General features: G+C 71.8%; 15 protein-coding genes. 7 read left to right on the forward strand and 8 right to left on the reverse strand.

The genetic code is table 11. From position 1 onward, the window contains the following. Nucleotides 1-42 precede the first annotated feature (42 nt). Nucleotides 43-876, forward strand: a complete 834-nt coding sequence (locus K4S16_RS17530) for a phosphoribosylaminoimidazolesuccinocarboxamide synthase (RefSeq protein WP_149259998.1) — start codon at nt 43-45, stop codon at nt 874-876. A 58-nt stretch (nt 877-934) separates the two neighbouring features. Here K4S16_RS17530 and K4S16_RS17535 read toward each other — a convergent pair whose 3' ends face one another. The 4 genes from K4S16_RS17535 to K4S16_RS17550 form a co-directional block, all read right to left on the reverse strand. Further along, nucleotides 935-2,311 carry a carbohydrate-binding protein gene (locus tag K4S16_RS17535; protein WP_235036868.1) on the reverse strand — a complete coding sequence of 459 codons (1,377 nt, stop codon included), beginning with the start codon at nt 2,309-2,311 and terminating at the stop codon, nt 935-937. Between the two features lie 190 nt (nt 2,312-2,501). Then, nucleotides 2,502-3,122 (reverse strand): response regulator transcription factor, encoded by a 621-nt coding sequence (locus K4S16_RS17540; RefSeq protein ID WP_149259999.1) that lies wholly within the window; start codon nt 3,120-3,122, stop codon nt 2,502-2,504. After that, complete coding sequence (locus K4S16_RS17545) at nt 3,119-4,285, reverse strand: sensor histidine kinase (protein WP_160160940.1); 1,167 nt, start codon at nt 4,283-4,285, stop codon at nt 3,119-3,121. Before K4S16_RS17545 ends, K4S16_RS17540 begins: the two co-directional genes overlap by 4 nt. A 79-nt stretch (nt 4,286-4,364) precedes the next feature. Beyond that, a complete protein-coding gene (locus K4S16_RS17550) occupies nt 4,365-4,769 on the reverse strand; it encodes a YccF domain-containing protein (protein ID WP_149260001.1) in 405 nt (134 codons plus the stop codon). A gap of 156 nt (nt 4,770-4,925) precedes the next feature. Here K4S16_RS17550 and K4S16_RS17555 point away from each other — a divergent pair, with 156 nt between their 5' ends. The 4 genes from K4S16_RS17555 (at nt 4,926) to K4S16_RS17570 (ending at nt 8,373) form a co-directional block, all read left to right on the forward strand. Next, nucleotides 4,926-5,588, forward strand: a complete 663-nt coding sequence (locus K4S16_RS17555) for a HEAT repeat domain-containing protein (protein ID WP_149260002.1) — start codon at nt 4,926-4,928, stop codon at nt 5,586-5,588. 6 nt (nt 5,589-5,594) lie between these two features. Then, on the forward strand, nt 5,595-6,599 hold the full coding sequence (locus tag K4S16_RS17560) for a HEAT repeat domain-containing protein (RefSeq protein WP_149260003.1): 1,005 nt from the start codon (nt 5,595-5,597) through the stop codon (nt 6,597-6,599). A 113-nt stretch (nt 6,600-6,712) separates the two neighbouring features. Continuing rightward, nucleotides 6,713-7,132, forward strand: a complete 420-nt coding sequence (locus K4S16_RS17565; RefSeq protein ID WP_149260004.1) for a YciI family protein — start codon at nt 6,713-6,715, stop codon at nt 7,130-7,132. After that, nucleotides 7,132-8,373 (forward strand): RNA polymerase sigma factor, encoded by a 1,242-nt coding sequence (locus K4S16_RS17570; protein ID WP_149260005.1) that lies wholly within the window; start codon nt 7,132-7,134, stop codon nt 8,371-8,373. Before K4S16_RS17565 ends, K4S16_RS17570 begins: the two co-directional genes overlap by 1 nt. A gap of 58 nt (nt 8,374-8,431) precedes the next feature. On the opposite strand, the gene K4S16_RS17575 is transcribed toward K4S16_RS17570, so the two are convergent. Beyond that, a complete protein-coding gene (locus tag K4S16_RS17575; RefSeq protein ID WP_149260006.1) occupies nt 8,432-8,926 on the reverse strand; it encodes a VOC family protein in 495 nt (164 codons plus the stop codon). Between the two features lie 52 nt (nt 8,927-8,978). Continuing rightward, the gene (locus K4S16_RS17580) at nt 8,979-9,833 is read right to left on the reverse strand and encodes an AraC family transcriptional regulator (protein WP_149260007.1); all 855 of its coding nucleotides are present in this window, start codon (nt 9,831-9,833) and stop codon (nt 8,979-8,981) included. Nucleotides 9,834-10,199: 366 nt separating this feature from the next. Here K4S16_RS17580 and K4S16_RS17585 point away from each other — a divergent pair, with 366 nt between their 5' ends. Further along, entirely contained in the window at nt 10,200-11,153 is a 954-nt protein-coding gene (locus tag K4S16_RS17585) for a cyclase family protein (RefSeq protein ID WP_235036869.1), read from the forward strand. A gap of 152 nt (nt 11,154-11,305) precedes the next feature. Continuing rightward, nucleotides 11,306-12,070: a tetratricopeptide repeat protein gene (locus tag K4S16_RS17590; protein WP_149260008.1), complete on the forward strand. Its 765-nt coding sequence runs from the start codon at nt 11,306-11,308 to the stop codon at nt 12,068-12,070. Nucleotides 12,071-12,102: 32 nt separating this feature from the next. Here K4S16_RS17590 and K4S16_RS17595 read toward each other — a convergent pair whose 3' ends face one another. Then, nucleotides 12,103-13,380, reverse strand: coding sequence for an RNA polymerase sigma factor (locus tag K4S16_RS17595; protein ID WP_149260009.1), 1,278 nt, complete (start codon nt 13,378-13,380; stop codon nt 12,103-12,105). Further along, nucleotides 13,377-13,793: a YciI family protein gene (locus K4S16_RS17600; RefSeq protein WP_149260010.1), complete on the reverse strand. Its 417-nt coding sequence runs from the start codon at nt 13,791-13,793 to the stop codon at nt 13,377-13,379. Before K4S16_RS17600 ends, K4S16_RS17595 begins: the two co-directional genes overlap by 4 nt. Nucleotides 13,794-13,927 lie beyond the last annotated feature (134 nt).

Genomic DNA, 13,927 nt, shown 5'->3' on the forward strand with positions numbered 1-13,927 from the left:
GTGGAAGACTCCTACCGGCAGGACGGTGAGGTGAGGAGCGTCATGGAGCTGGTCCACTCCGGCAAGGTCAGGGACGTCTACGCGGACGGCGACGAGCTGATCCTCGTCGCGTCCGACCGGGTGAGCGTCTACGACGTCGTCCTGCCGACGCCGATCCCCGACAAGGGGAAGATCCTCACGCAGCTGTCGCTGTGGTGGTTCGAGCGGCTCGCCGACATCATCCCGAACCACGTCGTGTCGGCCACCGACGTGCCGGAGGAGTGGGCCGGGCGGGCCATCCGCTGCCGCCGCCTCTCGATGCTCCCCGTCGAGTGGATCGCGCGCGGGCACCTCGCCGGCCTCGGTCTCAAGGAGTACCAGAAGTCGGGGACGGTCTCGGGCGTCCCGCTGCCGGAGGGCCTGGTGGAGGCGTCCCGGCTGCCCGAGCCGATCTTCACCCCGACCACCAAGGCCACCGAGGGCCACGACGAGTTCATCACCTACGACGACGTGGTCCGCGAGATCGGCGACGACACCGCCGCGCGGCTCAGGGACACCACCCTGGAGATCTACCGGCGCGGCGCCGCCCTCGCCGCCGAGCGGGGCATCATCATCGCCGACACCAAGCTGGAGTTCGGCCGGGCCGCCGACGGCACCCTCGTCCTCGGCGACGAGGTGCTCACGCCCGACTCGTCCCGCTTCTGGCCCGCCGACCAGTGGGTGCCCGGCCGCCCGCAGCACTCCCTCGACAAGCAGTTCGTGCGCGACTGGAGCAGCACGCTCGACTGGGACCGCACCCCGCCCGGGCCCGCCATCCCCGACGAGGTCGTGGAGGCCACGCGCGCCCGCTACGCGGAGGTCTACGAGCGCCTGACCGGCACCGCCTGGAGCTCCTGACCGGACGGACATGAGGAGGGGCCCGGCGGAGGTCCCACCGGGCCCCTGAGTCAGGGCGTCAGCGGCCCTGGAGGCCGCGGACGTTGTCGCCGAACGTCCAGCCCTTCGACCCGTCCCAGTTGAGGGACCAGGTCATCAGGCCCTTCAACTGGCCGTTGAAGTGGTTCCACGCCTGGCCGACCAGGCTCGGCGACATGTAACCGCCGCCCGCACCGGGCTGTGCGGGAAGGCCCGGGGCCTGCTTGTCGTACGGGACCTTGATGGTGGTGCCCTGGACGGTCAGGCCGTTGTTCAGGCACTCGGTCTGCTTGACGAAGCCCTCGACCGTCCCGGCGGAGTAGGAGTCGCCCGAGCAGCCGTACATGCTGCCGTTGTAGTACTGCATGTTCAGCCACCACAGCCGGCCGTTGTCCGCGTACTTCTTGACGATCGGCAGGTAGGCGCCCCAGATGGAGCCGTAGGTGACGCTGCCGCCGGTCACGTACGCGGTCTCCGGGGCCATCGTGAGCCCGAAGTTCGACGGCATCTGGCCGAGGACGCCGTCGATGATGCGGATCAGGTTCGCCTGCGACGGCGACGGCTGGGTGATGTTCCCGCTGCCCGACAGGCCCGTCTCGATGTCGATGTCGATGCCGTCGAAGTTGTACTTCTTCAGGATCGGCACGATCGTCTGGACGAACCGGTCGGCGACGCTGCTGGAGCTGAGGTCGATGCCCGCGGCGGCCCCGCCGATCGACATCAGGATGGTGGCGCCGGCCGCCTTCGCCGCGCACATCTGGGCGGGGGTCGCGACCTTGACCGTGGAGTCCATGCCGTCCTCCCACAGGACGGTGCCGTCCGAGCGGATGACGGGGAACGCCGCGTTGATGACGTTGTAGCCGTGCTGCCTGATCAGCGGGTCGTCGATCGGCGTCCAGCCGAACGGCGGGTGGACGCCGTTGGACGCGCCGTCCCAGTTCTCCCAGTAGCCCTGGAGGATCTTGCCGGCGGGCTTCGACTTCACCGCGCAGGTCTCGTCCCCGCCCGGCGGCGGGGTGGTGGTCGGCGGATCCGTGGTCGGCGGGGTTGTCGGAGGCGTGGTGGGCGGGGTTGTCGGAGGCTGCGACGCGTCGCAGGCGCCGATGTCGCGCCACAGCGTCGGGGTGGACGCGGGGTTCCAGCCTGCGCCCGGGTAGGCGGTGTGGGCGACGAGCGCCTCATAGCCGCGTCCGCTGTAGGCGACCTTGTCGCCGACCTTGTAGGAGGTGCCCTCCGCCCAGGCCGGATACGTGCAGGCGGTCGCGGCGGCGGGCTGGGCGGACGAGGGCGCGGAAACCGCGACGAGCGTGCCGAACGACAGGACGGCCGCCGCGGCGGCCGAGGCCAGCGCGGCTCCGGCCGCGGACCATCTCGGCTTGAACCGTCTGTGCTTGACGTGCGGGTGCTTGAGCTTCACGGGGACGACTCCTCAGCTGAGCGGGACACAGAGGAGCCGGTGCAGGAGCCGAACAAGCCCCGTGGGGACGGGACTCTCCCAGAGCAAGGCGCATACGACCGGCGTGGACGCCAAGAAGAGGGTAACCGCGCCGCCCGACCCCGGGAAGCCCCCCGAAGTCCGCCGACGCGCCCGCCCCCGCCTAACGCGGTCAGTGCAGGGGAAGGATGCCGCGCCGCATCGCCGCGGTGACCGCCGCCGTGCGGTCCGAGACGCCCAGCTTCTCGAACACCCGCAGCAGGTGCGTCTTCACCGTCGCCTCGCCGATGAACAGCTCCCGGCCGATCTCCGCGTTCGTCCGGCCCGCACCGACCAGCCGCAGCACCTCGATCTCGCGCCGGGTCAGCGCGCCCGGCGAACGCTTCCGGGACTCCAGCCGCGCCGCGACCGCCGGGGCGAGCACCGTCTCCCCGCGCGCCGCCGCGCGGATCCCCTCGGCCAGTTCCCCCTGTCCGGCGTCCTTCAGCAGGTACCCGGTGGCGCCTGCCTCCACCGCCCGCAGGATGTCCGCTTCGTTCTCGTACGTGGTGAGCACCACCACCCGGCAGGCGGGGTCCCGCGCCAGCAGGTCCCGCGTCGCCTGCACCCCGTCGCCGTCCGGCATCCGCAGGTCCATCAGCACCACGTCCGGCTCGCACGCCCGGGCCGCGACGACCGCGTCCGCCGCCGACCCGGCCTCGCCCACCACCTCGATGCCGTCCTCCAAGCCGAGGATGCCGCGCAGGCCCTCCCGCACCACCGGATGGTCGTCCACGAGCAGCACCCGGATCATGCCGGCGCCTCCACGGTGAGCACGGTGCCGGAACCCGGCGTACTGCTGATGGCCAGGCGGCCGCCGGCCTGCGCGACCCGCTCGCGCATGCCGGCCAGGCCGAAGCCCGCCAGGGCGGTCGGGTCGAAGCCGGCGCCGTCGTCCGAGACGTCCAACCGGACCCCGTCCGGCAGGTACCGCAGGCACAGCGCCGCCCGTGTCGCGCCCGCATGCCGCCGCACGTTCGCCAGCGCCTCCTGGGCGCACCGCAGCAGGACCACCTCCGTGCCGGCGGGCAGCCCGCGCGGCTCGCCGACCAGCTCCCACGAGGCCGCCGCCCCCGTCTCCTCGCCGAGTCGCTCGACCAGCCGGCGCAGCGCGTCCGGCAGCGACGAACCGGCCAGCCCCGCCGGCGGCTCCGCGCAGACCAGTGCGCGCGCCTCCGCCAGGTTCTCCCGGGCGGCGCGCGCCGCCCGCTCCCGGTGCGCCCGGGCCTGCTCCGGCGGCGCCGACTCGGCCGCGTCCAGCAGCATCAGGATGCTGGTGAAGCCCTGCGCCAGCGTGTCGTGGATCTCCATGGCCAACCGCTGCCGCTCGGCGAGCATCCCCGCCTGCCGCTCCGACTCGGCCAGCTCCGCGCGGGTGGCGGCGAGCCGCGCGATGAGGTCGGCGCGCTCCCGGCTCTGCTGGATGATCTGCTGGATCCACCGGCCGAACGTCGCCCCGAACGCCACGCCCAGCACCACCGCGCCGGCCGTCACGACGCCGCCGGAGTCCGGCGCGCTGACCGCCTCGGCCATCGGCACCGCGTTGAACGCCGCCAGCGCGAGCATGCCCCAGCCGGCCGGCAGCAGCATGAACGACTGCGGGACCAGCGCGAACAGCACCACCGAACTGGTCAGCGTGGCCAGTTGCGCGGTCACCAGCAGGGCCAGCACCCCGAGCTGGTAGCAGGCGGTCCGGGCCGGCACCGGGCTGTCCCGGCGGGCCCCGCGCCCGACCAGGAAGTACCACGGGACGAGCGCGCACAGCGCGGGGATCGACACGACGCGGCCGACGCCGGCGCCCGTGGCCCACACGGCGGCGACCGTTCCGGCCAGCACGACCCCGTAGTACGCGTCGCGCATGAGCACACCCCGTGTCCAGGCATGCTCGTCCGGCACGTGGGACAGGGTCTCCGACACGCCGACAAGCATGCCGTACGGATCACCCCGCCCGGACTTCCCGGAACGCGGCGCCCGGCGGGGCCGTCCCGGCGGGCCCTCAGAAGGGCTGTCGTTCGTAGCGTCGGATCTCGTCCGATGGCACGATCTCGACGCCCAGCGGGGCGAGCGAGATCGGGATCAGTTTGAAGTTGGCGATGCCGAACGGGATGCCGATGATCGTGAGGCAGAGCAGGAAGCCGGTGACGAGATGCCCGAGGGCCAGCCACCAGCCCGCGAATATGACCCAGATGACGTTCCCCACGAACGACCCCACTCCCGCGTCCCGCCTGGGCACGGTCGTCCGGCCGAACGGCCAGAGCACGTAGGCCGCGATGCGGAACGCGGCGATGCCGAACGGGATCGTGATGATGAGGATGAAGCAGATGATCCCGGCGAGCACGTAGCCCATCGCCATCCAGAAGCCCGCCAGGACCAGCCAGAGGATGTTCAGCACCGTGCGCACAAGAACCCCCCGAAGTAGCCCAAAGCAGTTATTTCTCGCCGCCCCCACCCTCAAACAGGAGGCCCGCGCGAAGGAGACCCGCAGGTCGGCCCGCCCCACCCCCTCTTGACCTTGACACCGTGGCAAGCGCTTGGCTGGACCCGAGGAGGTGGCCCGATGACCATGCCGCGACAGGATGCGGATCGAGCCTTCCGGGGGCTGGAGAACAGCGATGCGTCGGTGCGGCTGCGGGCGGCGATGGCGGTCGGGACGTCCCCTGACGCGGCGTTCATCGACAAGCTCATCGAACGGTGCGCGGTCGAGCCCGAGTTCTTCGTGCGCGACATGCTCACGTGGGCACTCACCCGCCACCCGGCGTCGCCGACCGTTCCCAAGCTCATCGATGAGCTCCGCTCGGAGCGCGCGCAGGCTCGGAGCCAGGCGCTGCACACGCTGTCCAAGATCGGGGACCGGCGCGCGTGGCCGGCGATCACCCACGGGCTTCTGCGCGACGCCGACGACGAGGTGGCGCGGAGCGCTTGGCGGACGGCGGTCGTGCTCGTGCCCGAAGGGGAAGAACCCGAGTTGGCCGCCGTCCTGGCGACCCAGCTCGGGCGCGGCGGACGCGAGACGCAGTTGAGCCTCAGCCGGGCGCTGATCGCGCTCGGGGAGGTGGTCTCTCCGGTGCTGCGGGCCGCGATGACGGATCCGGACCGTCGCGTGCGCACCCACGCGATCGCCACGGAACGGCTGCTGCGCGACCCGGACGCCGGATTCGAGTTCGCGATCGAGGAGGCGAAGCGCGTCGTCGCCCTCGGCACGACCGGCCAGGAGGGATGACAGGCAGTGTTGATCGGTGAGGTGGCCCGCCGGTCCGGGGTCAGCGCCCGCATGCTCAGGCACTACGAGTCGCTCGGCCTGGTGCGGCCGACGGGCCGTACCGGCGCCGGCTACCGGGAGTACTCCAGCGAGGACATCCGGCGGATCTTCCACATCGAGAGCCTGCGGTCCTTGGGGCTTTCGCTGCGCGAGGTCGGGCGCGCGCTCGACGACCCCGGCTTCACGCCCTCCGAACTCGTCGACGACCTCATCAGCCGGACGCGAGAGCGCATCGCACGCGAGACGGAGCTGCTCACGCGCCTCCACCGCATCGATGCCGCCGAGCCCGCCGGCTGGGAGGACGTCCTCCAGACCGTCGCGCTCCTCCAGGCACTGAGGTCGGAGAGCGCGGGGAAGCGGCAGCGCGCGGCCCTCTCCTCGGTCGAGGAGGTGCCGGTCCCGGTGGAAGCACTGGTCGAAGCGGCCCTGAGCGAGACGGACCCGAACGTCGCCGGGGCGCTTCGCTGGGCTCTGGCGCAGGCGGGCGGCAGCGCGTTGGCGCCGCTGGCGGACGGCCTGGGCTCCCCGGCGGCCGAGGTGCGGAAGCGCGCCGTCCAGTCCATCGCCGAGATTCCCGGCGATGAGGCCACCGCACTGCTGCGGGACGCACTCAAGAGCCCTGACATCGTCGTCCGCAGGTATGCGGCCCTGGCGCTCGGAACACGCGGGGTGGCCGACGCCGTCCCGACACTGATCGACATGATCGTGGCGGAGGCGAACGACGTCGACGCGGCCGACGCGCTGGGCACCCTGGCGAGCCGCCCCGCACCGGCGGACCGGATCGCCGCCGCCCTCATCGACCATCTCGCCCACAGCACCACGGACCCGCCCGCACGCCGACGCCTGACCCAAGCACTCGCGGACATCCCCGGAACGACGGCCTCACGCGCCCTCGCGGACCTGTCACAAGACGAAGACCACGTCGTCGCCCTCACCGCGACCTACATCCTGCGGATGCGCGACGAACAATGACGGGAAAAGTGGGGCGTCCTGTTGAATCCGCCCCTTCCCATTCGACGCATAGGTGAGCCAGGGTTGCATCGGTCGATGGGACCGGTCCCGGCCGACCGCGAAGGAGCACAGCGATGAAGGTCATGGTTCTGGGCAAGGCGACGGAGCGGTCCGAGGCCGGCGAGCTCGGCACGGCCGAGGAGTTCGCGGCGATGGAGCTGTACAACGAGAAGCTCATCGAGGCGGGGATCGTGCTGGCCGGCGACGGGCTCCAGCCGAGCAGCAAGGGCAAGCGGATCGCCTTCGACGCCGACGGCGACACCACGGTGATCGACGGCCCGTTCACCGAGACGAAGGAACTGGTCGCCGGCTACGCGATCTGGGAGGTCGCCTCGATGGAGGAGGCCGTGGAGTGGGTCAAGCGCTCTCCGCTGCGCGACAGCGAGGTCGAGCTGCGGAAGATCCTCGACGCCGACGACTTCACCGAGTCCTTCGGGGACGAGATCGCGGCGGCCGAGCGGCAACTGCGCGCAGAGCCCGCCGCCGACCAGTAGTGGCCTCGGCGACCCAGCAGGCGATCGACGCGGTCTGGCGGATCGAGTCCGCCAGGCTGATCGCCGGCCTGACCCGCGCCGTCTCCGATGTCGGGCTGGCCGAAGACCTCGCGCAGGACGCGCTCGTCGCCGCGCTCGAACAGTGGCCCGAGTCAGGCGTCCCGGACAACCCGGGCGCCTGGCTCATGGCCGTGGCGCGCCGCCGCGGCGTCGACACCGTCCGGCGCGCCGCGACGCTGCAGAGCAAGGTCGAACTGCTCGGTCGCGAGCTCAACGATCACGAGACTCCGATGGACGAGATCGAGCTCGACCCCCATGTCGAGGACGACGTGCTGCGGCTGATGTTCACCGCGTGCCACCCCGTGCTGTCGGTCGAAGCCCGCGTGGCCCTCACGCTGAAGATGGTCGCCGGGCTGTCGACCGAGGAGATCGCCCGCGCGTTCCTGGTGCGGACGACCACGATGGCGGCGCGGATCACCCGGGCGAAGAAGGCGCTCACCGAGGCCGGGGTGCCCTTCGAGGTCCCGGTCGGCGCGGAACTCGCCGACCGGCTGGGCTCCGTGCTCGAAGCCGTCTACCTGGTCTTCAACGAGGGCTACACGGCCACCGCCGGCGAGCGGTGGGCACGCGCCGAGCTGTGCCAGGAGGCGATGCGCCTCGGCCGCATGCTCGCCGCCCTGGCCGCCGGCGAGTCCGAGACGCATGCCCTGGTGGCGTTGATGGAGATCCAGGCGTCCCGCCTCCGCGCCCGCACCGGGCCCGACGGCGGGATCGTCACGCTCGACAAGCAGGACCGCGCCCGCTGGGACCGGTTGCTGATCACGCACGGTCTCGCCGCGCTCGATCGGGCCGAAGAGATCGGTGCCACCGGCTCCTACGCGATCCAGGCGAAGATCGCGGCCTGCCACGCCAGAGCGGCGCGCGCCGAGGACACCGACTGGGCGCGCATCGCCTCCCTGTACGGCGACCTCGTCGCGCTGACCCGCTCGCCGATCGTCGAACTGAACCGCGCGGTCGCCGTGTCCATGGCCGACGGGCCGGCCGCCGGGCTCGCCGTGACCGACGGGCTGCTCGACGTCGCCGCGCTGCGCGAGTACCACCTGCTGCCGAGCGTGCGCGGCGACCTGCTGGCCAGGCTCGGCCGCTCCATGGAGGCACGTGCCGAGTTCGAGCGTGCCGCCGAGCTCACCTCGAACGAGGCCGAGCGCGCACATCTGCTCGCCCGGGCCCGCAACTGCTGATCAAGACCGCCCCGGCTGCGCGGGATCGGACCTCGTCGTGGACGTCCCGTCCTGCTGGTCAGTCCGTGTCGGCGAGTCTGACGGGCCGGCCGGCTGCAAGCCAGGCATGGAAGCGTTCGTTGATCTGATCGAAGGAAAGGTCCTCGGTGCGGGAGGTCGTCAACCATCGGTGGCCGAAGGGACATTCGAGGAGCCCATGCCGGGCGCCGCTGAAATCGTCCTGGACCGGCGCGAGTGGTCGTGCTCCGGCGGCGACGGCCTTGGCGTGGGCGGCGTCGGCGTCCTGGCAAGCCAGAATCATCGAGAACGGGGAGCCGCCGTAGTGGCGGGGTGAAAAGAGTCCGACAGCGGGCATTTCATCGGCCACGACGATCGGGGAGCCGTAGACGAGGATCGCCGCATGCATGATTCGGCCGTCGGGGGCCTCCAGCCGGGCGAGGGGTCGGGCGTCGAACGCGGTCCGGTAGAAGTCCAGGGCGGCGGGAGCGTCATGGACGGCGATCAAGGGCGTCCCACTGCGGTAGTGCGCCGGGACGTCGGTATCTGGGGCCATGGTCCGGACGCTAGGGGTGGCGGCGGGTGATGTCTTGAACGAATGCGACCTATCACAAGCGCGGAGAAGGGCAGTCGGCCATGGTCGGATGCGCGGCGGCACGGATATGGCGGGCCAGCTCGGTCGGGGTGCGCTGGGTGAAGGCGAAGACCTCGCGGCTGAAGTGCGACTGGTCGCTGTACCTCGCCCGGGCCGCGATTTCGGCAAGGCTGCGGTCGGCTTCGGACAGCAGGCCGACGGCGCGCTCGAACCGGAAGATCCGGGCAACGGTCTTGGGCGGCAATCCGACCTGCTGGAGGAACTTGCGTTCCAGGTTGCGGCGGCTCCAGCCGACCTCCTCGGCCAGACCGGCAATGGGCACGGCGCCGGCACTGGCCTTGAGCCGTTGCCACGCCCACCGCACGGCGCGATCAGGCACCGGACCGGCGGCCAGAAGGGCCGCCAGAGCGTTGTTCAGGACGTCGAACCGCTGCGTCCAGGAGTAAGCGCCGGCCAGGCGCTCGGCGAGGTGGGCCGAGGCCGCGCCGAGCAGAACCCCCATGTCCACAAATTCGTTGCTGAGCGTGTGCATGGGCTGCCCCAACAGCGAGTAGGCCCGCAGTGGGCTGACCCGAATCGCCATCCCGTGCTGCAGACCACGGTGCTCTGTGACGAGCACGCTGTCGTGCAGCGCCGCAACAAGGCAGGGGTAGGCCCCTTCCGCCGTGCCGTCGACGGACCGCACCAGTTGGAGCGGGTCCTCGAATGAAATGACCATGACGACAGCGCTGGAGGGGAATTCAGGACGGCACACCGCATCGGCCAACCGCTCCTTGTAGCCCATGTAGTCGCCCACCCGACCGGTCCCGGTTCCGACGGCTTCGGGCCCGCGTACGGTCGGCGTCGAGTCGTCTTTGGAGATGCTCACGGCTGCTCCTATGCCTGGGCGCCGAGAACATGCCGGTGTCCGCCTTCCACGGCAACACCCTCGCCCACGTCGCCGGGCCGGTCTAGGGGCCTGCGCGGGCTACTCGCCGGGAGCCCGGCCGGATCGGTCCCCGGGACGGCGGCCGCACCGCCGGCGACGTGCTCGACTACCGCGCCGCCCTGGACTCCCGCTGGACCGACCAGGCCCCGCGAGGCCTCAGGCCCTGACCTGCGGCGATATCACGGGCACGCCTTACCGCGTGGTCGGTCCGCGCGACCTCGTGACTGGCCGGCTGTCGGGCCGTTGATCTAGTGTCATGCCGTTCAGCGGGCCTTGGTGCCTCGGACCACGTGACCGGAGGAGTCGATGACGGCAGGGCGGCCGATGCCCACGCAGGACGACGTGCTCGGGTACTTCGACACGCTGTCGAACTGGGGACGGTGGGGCGACGACGACGAGCTCGGCACCCTGAACCACATCACCGACGACGTCCGGCTGGCGGCGGCGCGGGCCGTGCGCCACGGCAGGAGCGTGTCGTGCGCCTGGGAGGTCGTCGTACCGAAGGACATGGAGCGGTCGACGACGACGTGCCCGTGCGCCGCCGACATGCCGGGTGCCGAGAACATGCCGGCCGCATTCCACAACGACCGGCGCTGGGGCTTCTCGTCCGAACGGCTCGGCCTCACGTTCCACGGCAACACCCTCACCCACCTCGACTCGCCGTGCCACATCTTCTGGGACGGCCAGATGTACAACGGGCGGCCGCACTCGCTGGTCGACGCCGAGACGGGATCGGCGTGGGCGGCCGTCACGGCGGCGGCGAACGGGATCGTCACGCGTGGTGTCCTGCTGGACGTCGCGAAGGTCCGCGACGTGCCGTGGCTGGAACCGGGGCAGGGCGTGTTCCCCGAGGATCTCGAGGAGGCCGAGCGTCGCCAGGGTGTGCGGGTGCGGCCCGGTGATGCGGTACTCCTGCGGACCGGCTATGGCCGCGTCCGGCACGAGGCCGGCGAGGCCGGCGGTATCCGGCAGGCCGGCTGGCACGCGTCCTGCCTGCCGTGGCTGCACGAGCGAGGCGTCGCGCTGATCGGCGCCGACACTCCCCAGGACGTCCAGCCGTCCGGGTACGAGGACGTGTTGATGCCGGTCCACGCCGTGAGCCTCGTCGCGATGGGTCTGTGGCTGCTCGACAACTGCGACCTTGAGGCGTGCGCGGCGACGGCCGCCGAGCTCGGCCAGTGGGACTTCCACCTCGCGGTCGCGCCGGTCCGCTTCGCCGGCACGTCCGGCAGCCCGGTCAACCCGATCGCCACCTTCTGACCGGAGGACCGGACGCCTGGCCTCCTCCCCGGATCGCCCTCGTCACCCTCATGTCCTGACCCTTGCCGCCACCGCCCGTGCAACCGGCCACAAGGCTGGAACCGTTCTGGCTCCGGGCCAGTCCGATCACGGTGATCACGGAAGGGGACGCCATGGAGACGGGTGCTGGAGAGGCCGACTTCCAGGAGGCGAAGTCGCTCCAGAAGCAGGGCCAGGTGCGGGAAGCCGTACGGCATTTCAGGGCCGCCGCCGAGGCAGGGCACGTCGGCGCCATGCTCGAGCTCGGGGTCCTGGTCGTGGGGCGGGACGAGGCCGAGGCCGAGCGGTGGTGGCGCGCGGCGGCCGAAGCGGGCGAGCGGGTCGCGCAGCTCAACCTCGGCATCCTCTGCTCGGACCAGGGCCGGGTCGAGGAGGCCGAGAGGTGGTACCGCGAAGCGGCCGAGGCGGGAGAGCTCGGCGCCCGGCACAATCTCGGGCTGCTGCTCATCGGACGCCGGGACGTGGAGGCGGCCGCCGAGCAGTTCCGCATCGCGGCCGAGGCCGGGCACACCGACTCGGTCACCAACCTCGGTCTGGCGCTCGGTGAGATGGGCCGGGCGGAGGAGTCCGAGGAATGGCTGCGGCGCGCCGCCGGAGAGGGCGACGGCCGTGCGCTCAGCGCCCTCGCCAACCACCTCTACTCCCAGGGCCGGCGCGAGGAGGCCGACGAGTGGTGGGAGAAGGGGGCGGCAGCAGGTGACCCGGACTCCCTGTTCAACCTCGGCGTCCGTTGCGAGCACAGGAACGACATGGCAGGGGCGGAGGAGTACTTCCGCAGGGCCGGCCAGGCCGGGCATCCGCGCGGTGCGGCAAGGGCGGCGGCCGTGGCCCGCGGACTTCGCGAGAACGGCGCCCCCTACATGCCCGGCCTTTTCTGACCGGTCTCTGCTCTCGGCTCGCCCTGCCTCCGTCAGAGGAGGGCGGTGAGCTTGCGGTGGAGGAGGGTGCGTTCTTGGTCGTTGGCCGTCAGCTTCATGGCTCGTTCCAGCTCGGTGCGGGCTTCCTCCGGCCGGCCCAGGCGGATCAGCAGTTCGCCTCGGACGCTCGGGAGGAGGTGGGAGTTCGCCAGGGCGCCTGAGGCCGTGAGCTCGTCGACGATCGCGAGGGCGGCGGCCGGGCCGCTGGCCATGGAGACCGCCACGGCTCTGTTGAGGTCGACTACCGGAGACGGCGCCAGGCGGCCCAGGGCCTCGTAGAGGAGGACTATGCGGTCCCAGTCGGTCTCGCCTACAGACGAGGCCAGGGCGTGGCATTCGGCTATCGCCGCCTGGAGGCCGTAGAAGCCGAGGCCTCGGCCGGCCTGCTGCGCGTGGGCCAGGGCGGCCCGGCCCCGGCCGATCGCGGCGCGGTCCCAGCGGGTGCGGTCCTGGTCCTCCAGGAGTACCGGCTCGCCGTCCGGGCCGGTGCGGGCGGGGAAGCGCGCCGCGGTCAGCTCCAGCAGGGCCAGCAGGCCGTGGACCTCCGGCTCGTCCGGCATCAGCTGGGCCAGGACGCGGGCCAGGCGCTGCGCCTCGCCCGCGACGTCGAACCGGATCAGCTCGCCGCCGGAACTGGCCGTGGAGCCCTCGGTGAAGATCAGGTACACGACGTTGAGGACGGACGGCAGGCGCTTGGCCCGGTCCTCCGCGGTGGGCACCTCGAACGGCACCCGGGCCGCGCCGAGGGTCTTCTTCGCGCGGGTGATCCGAGCCTGGACGGTCGCGGTCGGGACGAGGAACGCCCGTGCGATCTCGTCGCTGGTCAGGCCGCCGACCACCCGCAGCGTCAGCGCGATCCGCGCCTCCCGCGACAGGACGGGGTGGCACGAGACGAACATGAGCGCGAGCACGTCGTCGTCGATCTGGTCGGGGTCCCAGAGCACGTCGCCGGCCTCCTCGGGCGGTCTTCCCGTGGCGGCCCCGCCCTCGCCCAGCTCGTGGGCGAGGGCGGCGTACCGCTCGTCGCGGGCGGAGCGGCGGCGGAACGCGTCGATCGCGCGCCGCCGTCCGACGGTGAGCAGCCACCCCGACGGGTTGCGGGGGACGCCGTCGCGCGGCCAGGTCACGAGCGCCTCGGCCAGCGCCTCCTGGGCGAGGTCCTCGGCCAGCGCGAAGTCGCCGGTGTAGCGCGCGAGCGCGCCGACGATCCGCGCCGACTCGATCCGCCAGACGGCGGCGACGGCCTCGCGGCCGGTGGGGTCGCCGGTCACAGCTGGCCCGTGGCCTCGCGCCAGGCCCGCTCCTTCTTGATCCACTCGTTGTCCTGCGGGAACTCGTCGATGGTGGGGACCCGGCGGATCTCGGTCTTGAAGCCGGGACCGGCCGGCGCCCGCTTGGCCCACTCGACGGCCTCCTCCTTCGAGGCCACGTTGAGGATGTAGAACCCGCCGAACAGCTCCTTCGTCTCGCCGTACGGGCCGTCGGTGACCACGGGCGGCTCGGAGGAGTGGTCGACGACCACGCTCTCGGACGGGTCGTCGAGGCCCTCAGCGGCGAGCAGCACCCCGGCCCGGATCAGCTCCTGGTTGAACCGGCCCACGGTCTCGATCATCTGGGCGTGGTCCGTCTCCGCCATGCCCGCGTAGGCCTCGTCGGTCGCCCGCATGATCAGCATGTACTTCATGTTCTCCGTCTCCCTGTTCGTCCGGGCCCCCCGCGGGGCCCCTGCACCCCTAGGTCGAACGGGGGGCGGCCGGAATCAACACGCCCGCGAATTTTTTCCCGGAGACATTCTGGGCGAACGTTTCCCCCGGTCAA

The organism is Actinomadura sp. K4S16 (assembly GCF_008327685.1).
GTDB lineage: Bacteria > Actinomycetota > Actinomycetes > Streptosporangiales > Streptosporangiaceae > Spirillospora.